General features: G+C 69.1%; 20 protein-coding genes and 1 pseudogene. All 21 read left to right on the forward strand.

Translation table 11 applies throughout. The features are described from left to right. The first annotated feature begins 30 nt into the window (after positions 1–30). The 21 genes and pseudogenes from IPN47_07615 (at position 31) to IPN47_07715 (ending at position 19,191) form a co-directional block, all read left to right on the forward strand. Positions 31–1,682, forward strand: a pseudogene (locus IPN47_07615) (methylmalonyl-CoA mutase). An 85-nt stretch (positions 1,683–1,767) separates the two neighbouring features. Beyond that, complete coding sequence (locus tag IPN47_07620) at positions 1,768–2,178, forward strand: zinc ribbon domain-containing protein (protein ID MBK9407910.1); 411 nt, start codon at positions 1,768–1,770, stop codon at positions 2,176–2,178. Continuing rightward, positions 2,175–3,818 (forward strand): arginine--tRNA ligase, encoded by a 1,644-nt coding sequence (locus tag IPN47_07625; protein MBK9407911.1) that lies wholly within the window; start codon positions 2,175–2,177, stop codon positions 3,816–3,818. The genes IPN47_07620 and IPN47_07625 overlap by 4 nt, the downstream gene beginning before the upstream one ends. 163 nt (positions 3,819–3,981) lie before the next feature. After that, entirely contained in the window at positions 3,982–4,899 is a 918-nt protein-coding gene (locus IPN47_07630) for a sugar kinase (GenBank protein ID MBK9407912.1), read from the forward strand. A 26-nt stretch (positions 4,900–4,925) separates the two neighbouring features. Further along, positions 4,926–5,948 carry a phosphoribosylformylglycinamidine cyclo-ligase gene (locus tag IPN47_07635; protein MBK9407913.1) on the forward strand — a complete coding sequence of 341 codons (1,023 nt, stop codon included), beginning with the start codon at positions 4,926–4,928 and terminating at the stop codon, positions 5,946–5,948. Positions 5,949–6,045: 97 nt separating this feature from the next. Further along, the gene (locus tag IPN47_07640; protein ID MBK9407914.1) at positions 6,046–7,044 is read left to right on the forward strand and encodes a hypothetical protein; all 999 of its coding nucleotides are present in this window, start codon (positions 6,046–6,048) and stop codon (positions 7,042–7,044) included. 2 nt (positions 7,045–7,046) lie between these two features. After that, complete coding sequence (gene ribD, locus IPN47_07645; GenBank protein MBK9407915.1) at positions 7,047–8,213, forward strand: bifunctional diaminohydroxyphosphoribosylaminopyrimidine deaminase/5-amino-6-(5-phosphoribosylamino)uracil reductase RibD; 1,167 nt, start codon at positions 7,047–7,049, stop codon at positions 8,211–8,213. Beyond that, complete coding sequence (locus IPN47_07650) at positions 8,213–8,821, forward strand: riboflavin synthase (GenBank protein MBK9407916.1); 609 nt, start codon at positions 8,213–8,215, stop codon at positions 8,819–8,821. Before ribD ends, IPN47_07650 begins: the two co-directional genes overlap by 1 nt. Positions 8,822–8,920: 99 nt before the next feature. Then, complete coding sequence (locus IPN47_07655) at positions 8,921–10,129, forward strand: bifunctional 3,4-dihydroxy-2-butanone-4-phosphate synthase/GTP cyclohydrolase II (protein ID MBK9407917.1); 1,209 nt, start codon at positions 8,921–8,923, stop codon at positions 10,127–10,129. 8 nt (positions 10,130–10,137) lie between these two features. Beyond that, complete coding sequence (locus tag IPN47_07660; GenBank protein ID MBK9407918.1) at positions 10,138–10,617, forward strand: 6,7-dimethyl-8-ribityllumazine synthase; 480 nt, start codon at positions 10,138–10,140, stop codon at positions 10,615–10,617. Next, entirely contained in the window at positions 10,598–11,047 is a 450-nt protein-coding gene (gene nusB / locus IPN47_07665) for a transcription antitermination factor NusB (protein MBK9407919.1), read from the forward strand. The genes IPN47_07660 and nusB overlap by 20 nt, the downstream gene beginning before the upstream one ends. Next, positions 11,048–12,157 carry a glycosyltransferase family 4 protein gene (locus tag IPN47_07670; GenBank protein MBK9407920.1) on the forward strand — a complete coding sequence of 370 codons (1,110 nt, stop codon included), beginning with the start codon at positions 11,048–11,050 and terminating at the stop codon, positions 12,155–12,157. A gap of 5 nt (positions 12,158–12,162) precedes the next feature. After that, positions 12,163–12,474 (forward strand): HPF/RaiA family ribosome-associated protein, encoded by a 312-nt coding sequence (locus IPN47_07675; GenBank protein ID MBK9407921.1) that lies wholly within the window; start codon positions 12,163–12,165, stop codon positions 12,472–12,474. After that, positions 12,471–13,445 carry an HPr(Ser) kinase/phosphatase gene (gene hprK / locus IPN47_07680; protein MBK9407922.1) on the forward strand — a complete coding sequence of 325 codons (975 nt, stop codon included), beginning with the start codon at positions 12,471–12,473 and terminating at the stop codon, positions 13,443–13,445. The genes IPN47_07675 and hprK overlap by 4 nt, the downstream gene beginning before the upstream one ends. Beyond that, positions 13,438–13,878 (forward strand): hypothetical protein, encoded by a 441-nt coding sequence (locus tag IPN47_07685; GenBank protein ID MBK9407923.1) that lies wholly within the window; start codon positions 13,438–13,440, stop codon positions 13,876–13,878. Before hprK ends, IPN47_07685 begins: the two co-directional genes overlap by 8 nt. Further along, positions 13,868–14,359: a PTS sugar transporter subunit IIB gene (locus tag IPN47_07690; protein MBK9407924.1), complete on the forward strand. Its 492-nt coding sequence runs from the start codon at positions 13,868–13,870 to the stop codon at positions 14,357–14,359. Before IPN47_07685 ends, IPN47_07690 begins: the two co-directional genes overlap by 11 nt. After that, on the forward strand, positions 14,356–15,042 hold the full coding sequence (locus IPN47_07695) for a PTS sugar transporter subunit IIC (protein MBK9407925.1): 687 nt from the start codon (positions 14,356–14,358) through the stop codon (positions 15,040–15,042). Before IPN47_07690 ends, IPN47_07695 begins: the two co-directional genes overlap by 4 nt. Then, positions 15,039–15,803, forward strand: coding sequence for a PTS system mannose/fructose/sorbose family transporter subunit IID (locus IPN47_07700; protein ID MBK9407926.1), 765 nt, complete (start codon positions 15,039–15,041; stop codon positions 15,801–15,803). Before IPN47_07695 ends, IPN47_07700 begins: the two co-directional genes overlap by 4 nt. Continuing rightward, complete coding sequence (locus IPN47_07705; protein ID MBK9407927.1) at positions 15,803–16,069, forward strand: HPr family phosphocarrier protein; 267 nt, start codon at positions 15,803–15,805, stop codon at positions 16,067–16,069. The genes IPN47_07700 and IPN47_07705 overlap by 1 nt, the downstream gene beginning before the upstream one ends. A gap of 4 nt (positions 16,070–16,073) precedes the next feature. After that, positions 16,074–17,840, forward strand: coding sequence for a phosphoenolpyruvate--protein phosphotransferase (ptsP, locus tag IPN47_07710; protein MBK9407928.1), 1,767 nt, complete (start codon positions 16,074–16,076; stop codon positions 17,838–17,840). A gap of 178 nt (positions 17,841–18,018) precedes the next feature. Then, a complete protein-coding gene (locus IPN47_07715; protein MBK9407929.1) occupies positions 18,019–19,191 on the forward strand; it encodes a methionine adenosyltransferase in 1,173 nt (390 codons plus the stop codon). Positions 19,192–19,206: the final 15 nt, after the last annotated feature.

The following is a 19,206-nucleotide window of genomic DNA, read 5'->3' on the forward strand; positions in this document are numbered from 1 at the left end:
TTGCAGCACCGGTGAGTAACTTTCTCCCCCATGCCTACCCCTCCTGACGCGCGCTTTTCCCCGTCCGGCCTCCCCGTGCAGCCGGTCTATCGCCCCGCCGACGCTCCCGGCAGCTATGCGGAGTCGTTAGGCGACCCGGGGGCCTTTCCGTTCACCCGCGGCGTGCAGCCGACGATGTACCGCGGGCGGCTGTGGACCATGCGGCAGTACGCCGGCTTCGGGACCGCGGCAGAGACCAATGCGCGCTTCCGGCACTTGCTGGCAGCCGGACAGACTGGGCTATCGGTCGCCTTCGACCTCCCCACGCAGATGGGGATCGACAGCGATGCCCCGCGCGCGCTGGGCGAGGTGGGGCGCGTGGGGGTCGCGATCGATACGGTCGAGGACATGCACACGCTCCTGCACGAGCTCCCGCTCGACCAGGTGTCCACGTCGATGACGATCAACGCCACCGCGGCCACGCTGCTGGCGATGTACATCGTGGTGGCCGAGGAGCGCGGGATCGCGCGCACCCAGGTGAGCGGGACGATCCAGAACGACCTGCTCAAGGAGTACATCGCGCGCGGCACGTACATCTACCCCCCGGGCCGTCGCTGCGACTCATCGCGGACATCTTCCGCTTCTGCGCCTCCGACGTCCCCAACTGGAACCCGATCTCCATCTCGGGCTACCACATCCGCGAGGCGGGGGCGACGGCGGTGCAGGAGTTGGCCTTCACCTTCGCCAACACGGTGGAGTACGTGAAGCGCGCCATCGCCGCCGGCCTCCCGGTCGATCGCTTTGCCCCGCGCGTCTCGTTCTTCTTCGCCGCGCACAACGACCTCTTCGAGGAGGTCGCGAAGTTCCGGGCGGCCCGGCGCATGTACGCTCGCTTCATGCGAGAGCGCTTCGGGGCCAGCGATGCCAGCTGCCGCCTTCGCTTCCACACGCAGACGGGCGGCGTGACGCTCACCGCGCAGCAGCCGCTCAACAACGTGGTGCGCGTGGCGGTGCAGACGCTGGCCGCCACGTTAGGCGGCACGCAATCGCTGCACACCAACGGCTACGATGAGGCGTTGTCGCTGCCGACCGCCGAGGCGGCGACGCTCGCCCTGCGCACCCAGCAGATCGTGGCGTACGAATCGGGCATCGCCGGCACGGTCGATCCGTTGGCCGGGTCGTACTACGTCGAGGCGCTCACCGACGCCCTGGAGCGGCAGGCGACGGAGCTGCTGGTCAAGGTGGATGAGATGGGGGGGGCCGAGCGGGCGATCGCCGCCGGCTTCTTCCAGGAGGAGATCGGGCGCAGCGCCTACGCGCACCAGCTGCGGGTGGAATCGGGCGAGGCGGTCGTGGTCGGGGTCAACCGCTTCGACGACGGTGCGGAGCCGCCCATCATTCCGTCCCCCGACTTCTCACGCCTCGAAGGGGAGCAGGTGGCTCGCGTGCGCGAGGTGAGGGGCGGGCGTGACGCCGCGCGGGTGGCGGCGGCGTTGGCGGCCCTGTCGCAGGCCGCCGCCCCCTACGCGGACCATCCGTCGGACGACGACGACCACGCGGCCGGGAGCGCCCCCGCCCCCCGTGACGATGGAGCGCTCCCCCCCTTGATGCCGTTGATCGTCGAGGCGGTCCGAGCCCGGGCCTCTGTGGGCGAGATCAGCGACACCCTGCAGGGGAGATGGGGGCAGTTCCGCCCGGCGTAGCGCGCGTCGTGGGACTGGCTGGTTGAGTGCCGGCATTCGCGCGGCTAAGTTATTGAAGCTGTAACGCTTGCACTCCAACACCGACATGCCGACTTACGAGTTCCGCTGCCCCGACGGCTCGATCATCGAGCGCATCTTCAAGATCTCCGAAGTCCCGAGCGAGATTCCGGCTCCGGACGGCTCCGGGATGGCCGTGCGCATCATCTCGGGTGGGGCCGCGCTGATCTTCAAGGGCTCTGGCTTCTACATCACCGACTACGGCAAGGACGGCAAGAAGGACCAGCGCGCCGCATCCAGCCCGAGCGAGAGTGGGAGTTCGTCGGGCAAGAGCGAGAGCAAAGGTGACAGCAAGAGCGAGAGCAAGGGCGACAGCAAGTCCGAGAGCAAGTCCGAGAGCAAAGGCGAGAGCAAGCCGACCGGCGGAAGTGCCGGGAGTGGCGGCACGAGTAGCGCTCCCTCGTCGTCGGCGCCGTCCAAGCCGAGCAGCAGCGAATGACGCCCGAGACGATCCTTCGCGACGCCCTCCGCGACGCCGCGGTCGCCATGGGCGCCCCGGACGACTTCCAGCCGCAACTCGAGCGCCCCCGCGATCCGTCGTTTGGGGATTGGGCGAGCAACGCCGCGATGCTGCTCGCCCGCCATCTCAAGCGCAAGCCGCTGGAGATCGCCCAGGACTTGGTCGCGCGGCTCGATGTCGCGAAGGCGGGGGTGTCCGAGGCATATGTCGCCGGCGCGGGGTTCATCAACTTCCGCCTCGCGGCGGGTGCCGAGGCGCAAGCGCTGGTCGGACTGCTGGCGGCCGGGAGCACGTACGGCCGGAGTGATGAAGGGGGGCGTCGGGTGGTGAACGTCGAGTTCGTCTCGGCGAATCCCACGGGGCCGCTGCACGTCGGGCACGGGCGGCAGGCGGCGTTAGGCGACGCGATCTCCACGCTGCTGGAGTGGACGGGGTGGGCGGTCACGCGCGAGTTCTATTACAACGACGCCGGCGTGCAGATCGCCAACCTCGGGCGCTCGGTGCAGGCGCGGGTGCGCGAGGTGACGACGGGCGTCGGCGACATCCCCGAAGGCGGGTACCACGGCGAGTACATCCGCGAGATCGCACGCGAGTACGTCGCGCAGCACCCGCAGGATGCGCAGGGGGACGACCTCGAGGCGATCCGAGCCTTCGCGGTGGCGTACCTGCGCGGCGAGCAGGACAAGGATCTGCAGGCCTTTGGCGTCAAGTTCGACGTCTACTACCTCGAGTCGTCGCTGTACTCCGACGGCAAGGTGGACGAGACGGTGCAGATGCTGACCGCGGCCGGGCAGACGTTCGAGAAGGACGGCGCGTTGTGGCTGCGTACGACCGACTACGGCGACGACAAGGACCGCGTGATGCGGAAGTCGGACGGGTCGTATACGTACTTCCTCCCGGACGTGGCCTATCACCTGGCCAAGTGGCGCCGCGGCTTCTCGCGCGCCATCGATGTGCAGGGGGCCGATCACCACAGCACCGTGACGCGCGTGCGCGCCGGGCTGCAGGCGTTAGGCATGGGGATCCCGGCTGGATACCCGGAGTACGAGCTGCACCAGATGGTCACGGTGATGAAGGGGGGCGAGGAGGTGAAGATCTCCAAGCGCGCCGGGAGCTACGTGACCGTGCGCGACCTCATCGACGAGGTGGGACGCGACGCGGTGCGCTATTTCCTGCTCATGCGCAAGTCGGACTCCCAGCTCGTGTTCGACGTGGACGTGGCGCGGGCGCAGAGCGAGGAGAACCCGGTCTACTACATCCAGATGGCACACGCGCGCGTGTGCGGGATCTTCCGCGTGGGTGAGGTCGACGCGACGACGATCACCGGCGCAGGGGTCGACTGGAGCGCGCTGGCGGAGGACGACGAGCGCGAGCTGGTGAAGGCGCTGCTTGGCTTTCCGGCGTTGGTCACCGCGGCCGCGCGCACGCTCGCCCCGCACCTGGTGGCGTCGTACCTGCTGGAGACTGCGCGCCTCGTGCATACCTGGTATCACAAGCATCACGTGCTGGGCGAACCCGAGCCGATTCGTTCGGCCCGACTCGCCCTGGCACGCGCCGCACAAGTCACGCTGGCCAACGGACTCGCGATGCTCGGCATCACGGCGCCGGAACGCATGTAGGATCCAGAAGACGGGAAGACGGGAAGACGGGAAGACGAGTTCAGTCGCCCCCGATTCACGCGCTGCTCGCGCTTCGCCATGATGGTTGAAGGTCACAACTGATCGCTGGGAAGACGTCTCCCATCTCGTCTTCCCGTCTTCCCGTCTTCCCGTCTTCCCCAAGATGAGTGTTCTCGTCGTAGGCTCCGTCGCGCTGGACTCCGTGGAAACGCCGTTCGGCAAGGCCGACGAGGTGCTCGGCGGCTCCGGGACCTTCTTCTCGGCTTCGGCCAGCCACCTCACGCCGGTGCAGCTGGTGGGGGTGGTGGGGAGCGACTATCCGTTCGAGAAGCTGGCCCCGCTGAGCGCACGCGGCGTCGACCTCGCGGGGGTGGAGCGCGCCGACGGCGAGTCGTTCCGCTGGCGCGGGCGCTATCGCCACGACCTCAACTCGGCCGAGACGCTCGAGACGCGCCTGGGCGTCTTCTCGCACTTCCGGCCGAAGATCCCCGAGCAGTTCCGCAGTGCGCCGTACGTCTTCCTCGCCAACATCGACCCGCGCTTGCAGCTGGAGGTCTTGCGGCAGGTGGAGCGCCCCAAGCTGGTGGCGTGCGATACCATGAACTTCTGGATCGAGAGCCGGCGCCCGGACCTCATGGAGCTGCTCAAGCACGTCGATGCGATCCTCCTCAACGATGGCGAGGCGCGCCAGCTCACCGAGCACGCCAACCTGGTGAAGGCGGCGCGCTGGATCCTGAATCGTGGCCCCAAGATCGTGATCATCAAGAAGGGGGAGCACGGCGCCTTCATGTTCACGGAGCACTCGGTCTTCTTTGCCCCGGCGTATCCGCTGGAGGATGTCTTCGATCCGACCGGGGCCGGCGACTCGTTTGCCGGCGGTTTCATGGGGTATCTCGCGCGCACGGGCAAGCTCGATGAGGAGCACATGCGGCGCGCGGTGGTCTACGGCTCGGCTATGGGATCGTTCGCCGTGGAGAAGTTCTCGATCGAGCGGCTGCTCGAGATCGATCACGACATGATTCGCGAGCGGCTGAACGAGTTCCGCCGTCTGGTGGCCTTCGAGGAGGAGCTGGCGTCGTGAGCACGGAGGGACGCGATACCACGCCGCTGAGCTATCGCTCGGCGGGGGTCGACATCGAGGCTGCCGACGACGCCAAGACGCGCATCGGGAAGCTGGTCGAATCGACGCGGACGGCGGGGTGCATCGGCGCCTTCGGATCGTTTGGGGGGATGTTTCGCGCCCCGACGGCTGGGAGCCCGATCCTCGTGGCCAGCGCCGACGGTGTCGGCACGAAGATCAAGGTAGCCATCGAGGCGGGGCGCCACGACACGGTGGGGCACTGCCTCGTGAACCACTGCGTCAACGACATCCTCGCGCAGGGGGCCACGCCGCTCTTCTTCCTCGACTACGTCGCGTTCGGGGCGCTGGAGCCGGCCGTGGTGGAGGCGGTCGTGGCGGGGGTCGCCGCGGGGTGCCGCGAGAACCAGTGCGCCCTCATCGGCGGCGAGACGGCCGAGATGCCGGGGCTGTATACCCCGCCCGACTATGACCTGGCCGGCTTCATCGTCGGGACGGTGCAGGAAGGGGCGACGTTAGGCGCCGACCGCGTGCGCGCCGGCGACGTGCTCATCGGATTCGAGAGTTCGGGGCTGCACACCAACGGCTATTCGCTCGCGCGGCGCATCGTGACCGATCGCCTGCGCCTGACGGCCACCGATCCGTTTCCCGGCGAGTCCGGTGCGAGCGTCGCCGACGTGCTCCTGCGGGTGCATCGCTCTTACCTGGCCGCCGTACGCCCCGTGCTGGGGCGCGTTCGTGCGCTGGCGCACATCACCGGCGGTGGGTTACCCGGCAACCTCAATCGAGCCCTGCCGCCGTCGCTCGACGCGATCGTGGACACCACGTCGTGGGACATCCCCAACGTCTTCCGGGTATTGGAAAGCGCCGGGGGCGTGGCGCGCGACGAGATGTACCGCGCCTTCAACATGGGGGTGGGACTCGTCGTCGTTGCCGACCCTGCCGACGCGTCGTCGGTCCTGCAGTCGGCGGCCGACGCCGGCGTTCGTGCCTGGCCGCTCGGGGAGGTCGCGCCGGGGACCGGTCAGGTGCAACTCGTGGCGGCGCGGTAGGCTCGCGCCGCCGCGCCACACGCTGGAGGCGGACATGACAGCACGAGGCTCGATCGCGAGGGAGGCGCAGCGCGAGGCGCGTCGTCGATGGACGAGGATGTTGAAGGGATGCGGCGCACTCCTCGCTGCGCTCGCCCTTGCCACGCCCGACGACGTCGCCGCTCAGGGGGGCGTGGTCGATGGGCAGTGCCGCGCGGTGAGCGCGGCGGAGCGTGTCACCCAGGACGCCTGCCAGAAGGCACTCGACCTCTTCCAGTTCATGGCGCCACAACTCGGTGCCACCCTCACCGCCGGCAACGCGGTGATCGGCGAGCATTCGACGCTCCGAGGCTTCGGCCACTTTTCCATCGGACTCAGGGCCAATGCGATGGAAGCGGCCCTTCCGCGCGTGGACCAGCGCACCCCGGCGCTGACCGGCGTCACGTCGAGCGACTACGCCGTCGAGAAACAGTGGATCGCCGCCCCGGTGGTCGACGCCGCGGTGGGGCTCTTTCGTGGATTCCCGCTCGCCGGAACCTACGCGCTCGGCCTCGATGCGCTGGTCAACGTCTCGTACATCCCGTCCGTGGACGCCTCGGATCTCGCGATCGACGTCCCCGATGGTTCGCTCAAGTTCGGCTTCGGCGGGCGGCTCGGGCTGCTGCAGGAGACGTTCGTCACGCCGGGGATCTCCGTGACGTTTCTCGCCCGAGACCTGCCGACGCTCGACGTGGTGGGACGCGTGTCGGGCGACAATCTCGACGTGCGCAACGTGCAGGTGAAGAACACCGCCTGGCGTGTGGTGGCGGGGAAGAACCTCGCCGTCCTTGGCATCGCGGTCGGCGCGGGGCAGGACAGCTACGACACGCGTGCCGACGCGCAGGTGACGATCAATCGCGTCGTGCCGAGCGTCACGTCGAGCGTGGTGGCCGCGCGCCAGGAAGTGACGCGCACCAACGTCTTCGCCAACCTCGCGCTCAACCTGCCGATGGTGCGCATCGTTGCGGAGGTGGGCCGGGCGAACGGCGGGACGATCGACACCTACAACACCTTCATCGGCCAGCGTGCCGACGACGCGCGCAGCTACGCGTCGTTGGGGCTTCGGGTGACGTGGTAGCGATGGCGCGACGCAAGGGCTCGGTGGGTGCGCCTCCGCTCGATGCGGGCGACGACCTCCGCTTCATGCGGCGCGCGCTGGCGCTCGCCGAACGCGGCTGGGGACAGGTCTCGCCCAATCCGCTGGTCGGGGCCGTGGTCGTCAGGGACGGCACGGTGGTCGGCGAGGGGTACCACGCCGCCTTCGGGCGCGAGCATGCCGAAGGAATGGCGTTAGGCAGGGCAGGAGCGCAGGCGCGCGGCAGTACCGTCTACGTCACGCTGGAGCCGTGCAACCACCACGGGAAGACGCCGCCGTGCACCGAGGCACTCATCACCGCCGGTGTGGCGCGCGTGGTCATCGCGGTGCGGGACCCGCATCCGGTTGCGGCTGGCGGAGCCGATCGCCTGCGCGCCGCAGGGATCGCCGTCGACGTCGGCCTCGGCGAGCGGGCGGCGCGTGACCTCAACGCCCACTTTCTCCACGCCGTCACCTCCGAACGCCCGTGGGTCACGCTCAAGCTGGCGGTCTCCATCGATGGGGCCGTTGCCGACCACACGCGCAAGACCGGTTGGCTCACCGGTCTCGAGGCGCGCGCCGAGGTCCATCGCTGGCGCGCCCAGCACGACGCCATTGGGGTGGGGATGGGGACCGTCCTTGCTGACGACCCGGCGCTCACCGTGCGCGACGCCAAGGCACCGCGCGTCGCGCCGATGCGCGTCGTCTTCTCGCGATCGGGGCGGCTCCCCGTCACCAGCATCCTCGCGCGCACGGCACGCGACGTTCCGGTGCTCGTGATGGCCGACGACCCCGATCCGGCCTACGAGTCGACGCTCAACGAGATGGGGGTCGAGCTCATCCCAGCCGCCTCACTCGGCGAAGCGCTTCGCGCACTGCGGGCGCGCGGCGTGCAGTCGATCCTCGTTGAAGGGGGGGCGCGTCTGGCCGGTGCGCTCATGTTCGACCGACTGGTCGACCGGCTCGTCGTCTTCACGGCACCCGTGGTCCTCGGGGCCGGAGCGCTCAACGCCTTCCATCTGGCCCCGGCGCAGCGCGCCGAGCAGGCGGATCGCCTGCGCATCGTCGATCGCCAACCCTTCGGCGACGACCTCATGACCGTCTACGCGCTCGACGACGCACGCGATCGCGACACCGCGCGCGAACGTGATACCGCGGGAGAACGCCCCTGATGTTCACCGGACTCGTTGACGACGTCGGTACGATAACGGCTGTGGAGGAGAGCGCGGCCGGGCGGGAATTCCGCATCGCTTGCCGCTACGACGATCTCGCACCGGGCGAGAGCATCGCCTGCGCGGGGGCCTGCCTCACCGTTCGCGAGTTCGGGCCCGGCTGGTTCACCGTCGCTGCGGTGGTGACGACGCTGGACCGCACGACGGTCGCCTCCTGGGGGATCGGGCGCCGCCTCAACCTGGAGCGGTCGCTGCGGGCCGGCGATCGCCTCGGGGGGCACATCGTCCAGGGACACGTGGACGGTGTCGGCGAAGTCGTCGCCACCTCCCGTCGCGACGATGCGTGGCTCATCGACATCGCCGTTCCGTCCGCCATCGCCGAGCTGCTCGTCCCCCAGGGCTCCATCTGCGTCGACGGGGTGAGCCTGACCGTGAACGCGATTCCGCGCCCGGGCGTTCTGCAGGTGTCGATCATCGAGTACACCCTGCGACACACCTCCCTCGGCGACCTGTCCGTGGGAGACCGGGTGCATCTCGAGGGCGACGTGGTGGGGAAGTACGTGCGTTCGTTGATGGGACCGTACCTCCCCCCTCGCGCCACGTCCTAGCGCCCGCGCCCCTCGCCGCGTGCCCCGAACAGGGACCGGCGCGTCCAGCAGGGAGACGGATCGTTTTGTCCAAGCCCCCCAACGGGTTACGTTTCTCCCATGGCATTCGGCACCGTACAGCAGGCGATCGAGGATCTCCGTAACGGCAAGTTCGTGGTCGTCGCGGATGACGAGGATCGTGAAAACGAGGGGGACCTCATCTGCGCGGCGGAGATGGTCACGCCCGAGATGGTCAACTTCATGCTCAAGGCGAAGGGGATGATCTGCGTGGCGCTCCCGAGCGAACGCGTCGCCCACCTTGGCCTCTCGATGCAGGCCCGCGAGAACACCGAGTCGATGAAGACCGCGTTCACGGTCTCGATCGACGGGGCGCCGAAGTACGGCGTCTCAACGGGGATCTCCGCTTCCGACCGGGCCATCACGCTTCGCCTGGCCGCCGACCCGACCAAGGGGGCCGAGGACGTGCGCACCCCCGGTCACGTGCACCCGCTCAAGGCGCGCCACGGCGGCGTGCTGCAGCGCGTGGGGCACACCGAGGCGGCGGTGGACCTGTGCCGGCTGGCCGGGATGCAGCCGGCGGGGGTGATCTGCGAGATCCTCAACGAAGACGGGCGCACGATGAAGCGCGATGAGCTGGACGCCTTTGCGGCGTCGCACGGGCTCACCTTCATCACCGTCTCGGACCTCGTCGCGCACCGCCTGACCAACGAACGCCTGGTGCATCGCGCCGCTGAGGCGCGCCTCCCCAACGACCTGGGGGGCGACGGCTGGCGCATCGTCGGCTACCGCAACGACGTCGACGATCGCGAACACGTGGCGCTGGTGTACGGCGACCTTGGCGACGGCACGAACGTCCTGGTCCGCATGCACTCCAAGTGCCTCACGGGCGACGTCTTCCACTCGCGACGCTGCGATTGCGGCTGGCAGCTGCACAAGGCGATGGAGATGATCGCCGAGGAGGGGAAGGGGGTCATCGTCTACCTCGACCAGGAGGGGCGCGGGATCGGGCTCCTCAACAAGCTGCGGGCCTACGAGCTGCAGGATCAGGGACACGACACCGTCGAAGCCAACGAGAAGCTCGGCTTCAAGTCCGACCTGCGGAACTACGGCGTGGGCGCACAGATCCTCCTGGACCTGGGGATTACGTCGATCCGCATGATGACGAACAACCCCATGAAGCTGGTGGGGCTCAAGGGCTACGGCCTGGAGATCGTCGATCGGGTGCGCATCGCCGCGCCGAGCAACGAGGAGAACGCCTCGTATCTCGAGACGAAGCGCACCAAGATGGGCCACCTGCTCAACACCTGACACATCGGATGCCCGAATACACCGGCTCGGCCACGGGGACCGGGCGGCGCGTCGCCGTCATCGTCTCCCGCTTCAACGAAACCATCACGCAGAAGCTGGTGGAGGGAGCGCTGGACGCACTCACCCGTCATGGCGTTGCCTTCGACGACATCGACGTCCTCTGGGTCCCCGGGGCGTGGGAGATTCCCTTCGCCGCCCGGCGGGCGCTGGGGAGCGATCGCTACGATACGTGTGTCGCGTTAGGCGCGGTGATTCGCGGCGACACTCCGCACTTCGACTACGTCGCCGGGGAGTGCGCGCGCGGGTTGATGCAGGCGAGCGCCGACCTCGACTTCCCCATCGCCATGGGCGTGCTCACGTGCGACACGATGGAGCAGGCAGAGGCCCGGGCCGGCGGGGCACACGGGAACAAGGGATGGGACGCGGCGCTCGCCGCGCTCGAGATGGCAGACCTTTTCGGCCGACTCGATGCCGCTGACGAAGGCTGACCAGCGGCTGCGCCGACGCGCGCGCGCCCGGACGTTGCAGGCGCTCTACGCCTGGGACGTGGCGCATGAGGGTACGATCGTCGGCGTCACGCAGCGCGTCTGGGACGACATGGCGTTAGGTGCGGAGGAGCGCGCCTTCGCCACACCGCTCGTCCGGATGCTCGAGGCGCATGGGGCGTCCATCGACACGACGCTCGCCGACCTCACGACCAACTGGCGCCTCGAGCGCCTGGGGGCCATCGAGCGGGCGGCGTTGCGCCTGGGGGCGGCGGAGTTGATGTACAACGGGAGCGAGGAGCGTGAGCCGACGCCCCCCCGCGTGACCATCCAGGAGACGGTCCTCCTCACCGAGCGATTCGGGAGCGAGGAGAGCGCCCGCTTCGTCAACGGCGTCCTCGACGCGCTGGCGCGGCAGCTCGGGAGGATCTAGTTGCGGCTCCTGGTCGTGAACTGGCAGGACCGGGAGAATCCGCAGGCCGGGGGGGCCGAGATCCACCTGCACGAGATCTTTGGTCGCCTGGCGGCGCGCGGCCACGACGTCACGCTGCTGTGCGGCGGATGGCCAGGGTGCCCGAGCGAAGCGACGCTCGACGGGATGCACGTCGTCCGTGTCGGGACGCGCTACACCTTCCCCTTCCTGGCGCGACGAGCCTGGCGCCGCCGTTTTGCGGGCGCGGGCTTCGACCTCATCGTCGAGGACATCAACAAGGTCCCGCTGCATACGCCGCGCTGGGGCGCGACGCCGGTCGTCGCCGTCGTTCCGCATCTCTTCGGAGGAACGGCGTTCCAGGAGGTACCGGCTCCGCTGGCGGCGATGGTCTGGCTCGCCGAGCGCCCGATCCCGCACGTGTATCGCGGCGTCCCCTTCGAGGTCATCAGCGAGAGCACCGCCGACGACCTCGAGCAGCGCGGGGTGGCGCGGCGCGACATCGAGGTCATCTACTGCGGGATCGATTCCGTGTCGTACACACCGGCGGCCGGTACCCGCTCACCGACCCCGCTCTTCGCGTATCTGGGGCGACTCAAGCGCTATAAGCGAGTCGACCTCATCATTCAGGCATTCGCCCGACTCGGGGATCCCAGGGCGCGACTGGAGATTGCGGGAGCCGGCGACTATCGCCCCGCGCTCGAGCGACTGGCCCAATCGCTTGACCTTGGCGATCGCGTACGGTTTCTTGGGCGCATCAGCGAGACCGAGAAGGTGTCGCTCATGCGCCGGGCGTGGGCGCTCGCCTTCACGTCCCCGAAGGAGGGGTGGGGTATCACGAACCTCGAAGCGGCAGCGTGCGGGACGCCGGTGGTGGCGTCGAACTCGCCCGGAATCCGGGAGTCGGTTCGGGACGGCGAGACCGGCTATCTCGTCCCGCATGGCGATGTGGCGGCGCTGGCCGCGGCGATGGCGCGACTGGCGGCTGCCCCGTCACTGGTCGATACCCTTGGGTATGCGGCGCGTCAGTTTGCCGAACAATTCACGTGGGAGCGCTCGGCGATCGAGACCGAGACGCACCTGATGCGTGTACTGCAGAAGACCGGAGGATAGACGTCGTGGAAGTCGTATATCATGCGCATAATGCGGTCATCTCCGATCGCATGAAGGAGCGGGCCTCGCGCGGCCTCGCCAAGTTGTCACAGCGCCTCGACCGCGCGGTCGATGCGACGGTGCGCTTTCACCAGGATGGACCGACGCGCCGGGTGGAGATCCGGATCAATACGGCGGGGCAGCGGGACCTCGTCTCCGAGGGGATGGCCCGCTATTACGGCCCGGCGCTCAAGATCGCGCTGGCTCACCTGGAGTCGCAGGTGGGGCACGCGCGGCGCGGCCCGAAGGTGAAGTGGCAGCGTCACGTGAACGCGTGACCAAGTCCGTCAGCGTTGGTCGCCTGTTCGAGCGGCTGAAGGACCCGTTGGAGCTGGAACAGCTCGGCGGGTCTTTCGGTCACGAGCGCGAGGTCTCCAACTCCGACTTGTCGAGTCCGGGGCTGTCGATTGCCGGCTTCGTTGCGCGCTTCATGCACGCGCGCCCGCAGGTCTTTGGCGAGACCGAGATGACGTACCTGTCGTCGCTCTCCGTCGAGGACCGGTCCCGCCAGTTGCAACTCTTCTTCTCGTTTCCCATCCCCTGCGTCTTCGTGACCAAGGGGTTGGAGCTGGCGGAGCCGATGCTGGCGGTGGCGGTCGCCGCCGGCGTGCCGATCTTCCGGTCGCCGCTCAAGACCAACGAGTTCTACCGGCGCGTGAAGCCGCTGGTGGAGGACATGTTCGCCCCCACGGCGACGCTGCATGGCTCGCTCGCCGACGTGTACGGGGTGGGGGTGCTGTTCACCGGCGCCAGTGGGATCGGGAAGTCGGAATGCGTGCTCGACCTCGTGGAGCGTGGCCACCGCCTGGTGGCCGATGACGTGGTCATCGCGCGGCGGCGCGGGAACGACATCCTGATCGGGAGCGGGCACCACCTGCAACGGCACTACATGGAAATTCGCGGCGTCGGGCTCATCGACGTCCCGGCGATCTTCGGCATTCGCTCGGTGCGCCAGCAGAAGCGCATCGAGGTGGTCGTGCAGCTGATGGAATGGACGGAGGATGCGGTCGTGGAGCGCACGGGACTCGAGGGCGAACTCACGTCCATCCTCGGAGTCGAGCTGCCGCTCATCACGGTCTACCTCAACCCCGGGAAGAACATCACGGTGATCGCCGAGGTGATCGCCATGAACCACCTGTTGCGCTATGCCGGGATCAACCCCGCCGAGTCGTTCAACCAACGCTTGATGGGGCACATGCAGCAGAAGGCCGCCGACGTGCGGCGCTACCTGATCCAGGACGATGAGTAGCGCCGGGAGCCGGCGGGCGATCGTCGCCGGGCACGGCGACTTCGCGGCGGGGATCGTGTCGGCGGTGGTGCAGATCACCGGGCGCGACGACGTGTTCATCCCCATCACCAATCGCGGGTTGAGCGCGCAGGACGTGGAGCGCGTGATCCGTGAGCAGGTGGGGGCGCCGGCGGAGGGGGAGGGCGGGTCGGCCGTCTCGGTGGTCTTCACCGACCTGCCCGCCGGGAGCTGCACGATGGCGGCCCGTCGGCTGCAACGCGACCGGCCGGGCCTCGCGGTGGTCACGGGCGTGAACCTCGCGGCGCTGCTCGAGTTCGTCTTCACCGAATCGGACGATCCGGCGGCGGCGGCGGGCGAGGCGGTGGAGAAAGGGCGCAAGGCGCTCGCGGTCGCGGGGAGCGGGGCGATCGGCGGAGGGGCGCGTGGGGCTTGATCTCTATCGCATCGATGACCGCCTGATCCATGGCCAGGTCGTGGTCGGGTGGGGACAGCCGCTCGACCTGCGCTTCATCGTGCTGGTGGACGAGGAGGTGGCGACCAGCGATTGGGAGCAGGAGCTCTATCGCATGGGCGTCCCGCCCGAGATGGACGTCCACTTCGAGTCGTTGGAGACCGCGGCATTGCACCTGGCGAAGTACCAGGCCGATCCGCGCCCCGGGCTCCTGCTCACGGGCGATATCGCGACGATGGCGCAGCTGGTGCAAGCCACGCATGCCATCCCGTCGGTGAACCTGGGCGGCATCCACCACAAGCCGGGGCGCGTGCAGCGCCTGCGCTACGTCTTCCTGTCGCCGGCCGAGGAGGGCGCGCTGCGCGAGCTCGCCAAGGGGGGCGTCGTGGTCACGGCGCAGGACGTCCCGGCCGCGCGTCCGCTCCCGCTGGACGAAGTCCTCTCGGGCGAGGGGAACCGATGAACCCGATCGAGATCGGGGCGGTGGCCGTCGTGGGCGCGGTCCTCGGACTCGACGTGGTCAGCTTTCCGCAGGCGATGATCTCGCGTCCGTTGGTGGGCGCCACGCTCACCGGGGCCTTCCTCGGCGCGCCGGAGGCCGGGCTCCTGCTCGGCGCGACACTGGAGTGCTTTGCGCTCGAGTCGCTCCCGGTTGGGGCGTCGCGCTATCCCGAGTGGGGCTCGTCGTCGGCGGTGGGCGGGGCGCTGGTCTCGCTTCCGGCGGCGCGCGGTGCCGGTGCGTTGCTGCTGGCGGTGGTCGTGACCTTGGCCTGGGCGTGGGTGGGCGGATGGTCGATGGTGCAGCTGCGCCGCCTCAACGCGCGATGGGCGCGCGAACGACACGAGGCGGTCGCCCGCGGATCGCGTCGCACCGTGATCGGCCTCCAGCTCTACGGCATGACGGCCGACCTGGCGCGCGGCTGGCTGATGACGGCGATCGGGATCAGCCTGGGTGTCCCCCTGCTGCAGTTCGCGGTCGCCCGGTGGCAGACACCGGAGACGCTGACGCGTGGCGTGCTGATGGCGCTGGCCGGGGTGGTGGCGGCGGCGGCCACGCACAAGGTCTTTCACGTGGTCCCCGGGGCGCGGTGGTACATGCTGGGAGGGCTGGCGTTAGGCCTCCTCCTGCTGGGGGTGGCGCGATGACCACGTCGGCGACGGTGATCCTGCCGCTGCACACCCGCGCCGCGATCCTTCTGCGCATGCTGGCGATCCAGGGGGCGTGGAACTACGAGACGCTGGTGGGGAACGGGATCGGCTTCTGCGTCGAACCGGCGCTCCGACGTCTCCCCGGCGGGGTGGGAGGCGATCCGTACCGGGCCGCGCTCGCGCGGCAGAGCCAGTACTTCAACGCCCATCCGTACCTCGCGGCGGTCGCGGTGGGAGCGCTGGCCCGCGCGGAGCTCGACGGGGTCGACCCGGCCAAGATCGAGCGCTTCCGGACGGCGATGTGCGGACCCCTGGGCAGCGTGGGGGACCGCCTGGTGTGGGCGGCCTGGCTCCCGTTGTGTGCCCTCGTCGCCCTCCTGACGTTCGCCCTCGGGGCGGGGGCAGGGGGCACGATGCTCACGTTCCTGATATCGTACAACGCCGGGCACGTCGCCCTCCGCGTGTGGGGGATCAACGTCGGATGGCGGGACGGGCTGCGGGTGGCCAGCGCGCTGGGCAATCCGGTCCTGCGGCACGGGCCATTGCACCTGGCGAGGGCGGGGGCGCTGGTGGCCGGCGTCGCGCTGCCGCTGGTGGTGCAGCGCCTGGTCGGCGGCGGGCGCCTGGCCCAGGGCGAGGTCCTGGCGGCGGTCCTGGTGGGTGGGTTTCTCGTGTCGCGGCTGCACGGCCGGATCGAGGCCTGGAAATGGTCGTTAGGCTTGCTCGCGCTCTTTGCCCTCTACTCGGTGCTCCGCTGATGGTCGAACGCTTCGTCGAGATCGTCAACAAGAACGGGATCCACGCCCGCCCGGCCGCCGAGATCGTGAAGACGGCAGGGCGCTTCAAGAGCCACATCACGCTGGCGCGCGAGGACCTCGAGGTGAACGGCAAGAGCATCATGGGGGTCATGATGCTCGCCGCGGAGTGCGGCTCGCAGGTGCAACTTCGCGCCGATGGTCCCGACGCCGCCGAGGCGCTCGAGGCCATCGCCCTCCTGATCGCCAACAAGTTCGGCGAGAGCTGACGACATGGATCGCGCCATCGTCGGGATCTCCGCGTCACCGGGCATCGTCCTCGGTCCCGTCCACCTGCTGCGGTGGGAGGTGCCGGACGTTCCGCACCACATCATTCCCGACGAGGACGTCGACCGCGAGATCGCGCGCTTCCACGACGCCATCGAGAAGGCGAAGGTGCGCCTCCGTGGCGTGCGCGATCGCGCCGAGCGCCATGCCGGTCCCGAGGAGGCGGCGATCTTCGAGGTGCAGATCACGATCCTCGAGGACCAGGAGCTCGCGCAGCGGGTGGAGTCGTACATCCGCCAGAACCTCGGGGCGGAGAAAGCCTTCGACCTCGTCCTCCTGGAATGGCGGCAGCATTTCGCCAAGGCCACGTCGGCGATGATGCGCGAGCGCGTCGGTGACCTCACCGACGTGCACATCCGCGTCCTCTCGGTCCTGCTCGGCCTCCCCGATCACGACCCCGTCGATGTCCCGAAGGGGACCAACGCGATCCTGGTCACGCACGACCTCACGCCGAGCCTCACGGTGCAACTCGACCGCGAGGCGATTGCCGGGATCGCCACCGAGTCGGGGACGCGGACGTCGCACGTCGCCATCCTCGCCCGCTCGTTAGGCCTGCCGGCGGTCGTTGGCCTGCGCGATGCGGTCACGCGCCTGCGGGGCGATGAGTACGTCGTCCTCGACGGGTCGAGCGGGATCCTCATCGTGAACCCGAGCGCGGCGGAGATCGACACCTTCCGCAACCGCGCGGTGGCCGAGGCGCAGACCGAGGCCGAACTCCTCAAGGGGGCCGAGGGCGATGCCATCACGACCGATGGCGTGCGCATCACGATCCGCGCGAACGTCGACCTCCCCGACGAGGCCGAACAGGCCGCGCACAGCGGGGCCGAAGGGGTGGGGCTCATGCGCACGGAGTTCCTCGTCGTCGGGCGCGCGGCCATGCCTGACGAGGAGGAGCAGTATCGCGCCTACACGCGCGTCGTCGAGGCCTTCGGCGGGCGCGCCGTGGTGATCCGCACGTTCGACGTCGGGGGCGACAAGCTCCCCATCGGCGGCTTCCCCGCGGAAGCCAATCCGTTCCTCGGCTGGCGCGCCATCCGCATGTGCCTCGACGAGCCCGAGCTCTTCAAGGTGCAGCTGCGGGCCCTCCTGCGCGCCGCCCTGCACGGCGACGTGCGCATCATGCTCCCGCTCATCGTCTCGCTCGACGAGATCCGCGAGGCGCGCCGCCTGCTCGACGAGAGCGCCGAGGAACTCGAGCGCCGCGGCGTCCCGTTCAAGCGCGCCGTCCCCCTGGGCATCATGATCGAGACGCCCGCAGCGGTGATCGGCGCCGATGCCTTCGTCGACGACGTGGCCTTCTTCTCGATCGGGACCAACGATCTCGTGCAGTACACGTTGGCCGTCGATCGCGGCAACGCCAACCTCGCCAGTCGCTTCACCCCGCTGCACCCGTCAGTGTTGCGGCTGGTCAAGCGGACGGTGGAGGTCGGGGCGGCGCACGGGCTCGATGTCTCGGTCTGCGGGGAAATGGCGTCGCAGCCCCTCATGGCCTTTGCCCTCATCGGGCTCGGCCTGCGTACGTTGAGCGTCAACCCCCGCGCCGTTCCTCTCGTCAAGCGCATCGTGCGCGGGCTCAGCGCCTCCTTTGCGGCCGAAGCCGCAACGGCGGCGATGCAGGCCCGGACGGCGGCCGAGGCGGAGCGCCAGCTCAAGTACCGCCTGCTGGCCGCATTCGGCGATGCGGCCTTCCTGCGGGACAACGTGCTCCAGTAGTCCGCTGGCCGGCGGGCGATCGCGTCGACGCACGAGGTACCAGGTCGGGCGACGGCACGACTAGTGCGAGGGATTGTCCGTTGCTTCGCTCCAATTCGTGTCGTTAATGTTGATCGGGCGGGCCCCCTCCCGGCCCACCTGATCGGCACCTTCCCACGCCAAACCGCGCGAGACCTCCGTGGCCGAACGTCACCTCTTCACGTCCGAATCCGTTACCGAAGGGCACCCTGACAAGGTGGCCGATGCCATCTCCGACGCCGTGCTCGATGAGCTGTTGCGGAGCGACCCGCACTCGCGCGTCGCGTGCGAGACGATGGTGACGACCGGCTTGGCGACCATCTTCGGCGAGATCACCACCTCGGCGTGGGTCGACCTGCGGGAAGTCGTGCGCAACACCATCAAGCGCATCGGCTACACCGAGGCCGGCATCGGCTTCGACGCCGACTCGTGTGGCGTCCTCAACGCGATCGGGCGCCAGTCGCGCGACATCGCGCAGGGGGTCGATACCGGCGGCGCCGGCGATCAGGGGATGATGTTCGGGTACGCCTGCGACGAGACGGCGGAGCTGATGCCGCTTCCGATCACGATCGCCCATCGCCTCACCGAGGCGCTCGCCGAGCGTCGTCGCGACGGTACGCTCCCGTGGCTGCGCCCCGACGGCAAGTCGCAGGTGACCGTCCTGTACGAGGACGGCCGCCCGGTGGAGATCGAGACGGTCGTCATCTCCACGCAGCATGCCGACACGGTGTCCAACGCCAAGCTGCATGCCGGCGTGACGAAGGAGATCATCGAAGCGGTGATCCCGGTGGAATTGCGCGCCAGGCGCATGAAGAAGTACATCAACCCGACCGGCCGCTTCGTCATCGGCGGCCCGCATGGCGATGCCGGCCTCACGGGGCGCAAGATCATCGTCGACACGTACGGCGGCATGGGACGTCACGGCGGCGGCGCCTTCAGCGGGAAGGACCCGTCCAAGGTCGATCGCTCGGCGGCGTACGCGGCGCGTTGGGTCGCCAAGAACATCGTGGCGGCCAAGCTCGCGAGCCGCGTCGAGGTGCAGCTCGCCTACGCCATCGGCGTGGCCGAGCCGGTCTCCATTATGGTCGACTCGTTCGGCACGGGAACCGTCAGCGACACGAAAATCACGCAGGCGGTGCGCGAGGTGTTCAAGCTCACCCCGCGCGACATCATGCATGCGCTCGACCTTCGCAAGCCGATCTACTCGCCCACCTCGGCGTACGGGCACTTCGGTCGGACGCCGCAGAAGGTGGGGCGTGGCAAGCAGGCCGCGACGACGTTCAGCTGGGAACGCCTGGACAAGGTGGCTGACCTGAAGCGCGCCGTGCGCTAAGGCGCACAGACGAGG

The sequence above is a fragment of the Gemmatimonadota bacterium genome, assembly GCA_016719105.1.
Lineage (GTDB): Bacteria > Gemmatimonadota > Gemmatimonadetes > Gemmatimonadales > Gemmatimonadaceae > SCN-70-22.

Coding starts and splice junctions, on each gene's coding strand:
- IPN47_07625 (MBK9407911.1), top strand. CDS start 2,175: ATGACGCCCGAGACGATCCTTCGCGACGCCCTCCGCGACGCCGCGGTC.
- IPN47_07705 (MBK9407927.1), top strand. CDS start 15,803: ATGGTCGAACGCTTCGTCGAGATCGTCAACAAGAACGGGATCCACGCC.
- ribD (MBK9407915.1), top strand. CDS start 7,047: ATGGCGCGACGCAAGGGCTCGGTGGGTGCGCCTCCGCTCGATGCGGGC.
- IPN47_07640 (MBK9407914.1), top strand. CDS start 6,046: ATGTTGAAGGGATGCGGCGCACTCCTCGCTGCGCTCGCCCTTGCCACG.
- IPN47_07655 (MBK9407917.1), top strand. CDS start 8,921: ATGGCATTCGGCACCGTACAGCAGGCGATCGAGGATCTCCGTAACGGC.
- IPN47_07695 (MBK9407925.1), top strand. CDS start 14,356: ATGAACCCGATCGAGATCGGGGCGGTGGCCGTCGTGGGCGCGGTCCTC.
- ptsP (MBK9407928.1), top strand. CDS start 16,074: ATGGATCGCGCCATCGTCGGGATCTCCGCGTCACCGGGCATCGTCCTC.
- IPN47_07630 (MBK9407912.1), top strand. CDS start 3,982: ATGAGTGTTCTCGTCGTAGGCTCCGTCGCGCTGGACTCCGTGGAAACG.
- IPN47_07620 (MBK9407910.1), top strand. CDS start 1,768: ATGCCGACTTACGAGTTCCGCTGCCCCGACGGCTCGATCATCGAGCGC.
- nusB (MBK9407919.1), top strand. CDS start 10,598: ATGCCGCTGACGAAGGCTGACCAGCGGCTGCGCCGACGCGCGCGCGCC.
- IPN47_07685 (MBK9407923.1), top strand. CDS start 13,438: ATGAGTAGCGCCGGGAGCCGGCGGGCGATCGTCGCCGGGCACGGCGAC.
- IPN47_07660 (MBK9407918.1), top strand. CDS start 10,138: ATGCCCGAATACACCGGCTCGGCCACGGGGACCGGGCGGCGCGTCGCC.
- IPN47_07650 (MBK9407916.1), top strand. CDS start 8,213: ATGTTCACCGGACTCGTTGACGACGTCGGTACGATAACGGCTGTGGAG.
- IPN47_07700 (MBK9407926.1), top strand. CDS start 15,039: ATGACCACGTCGGCGACGGTGATCCTGCCGCTGCACACCCGCGCCGCG.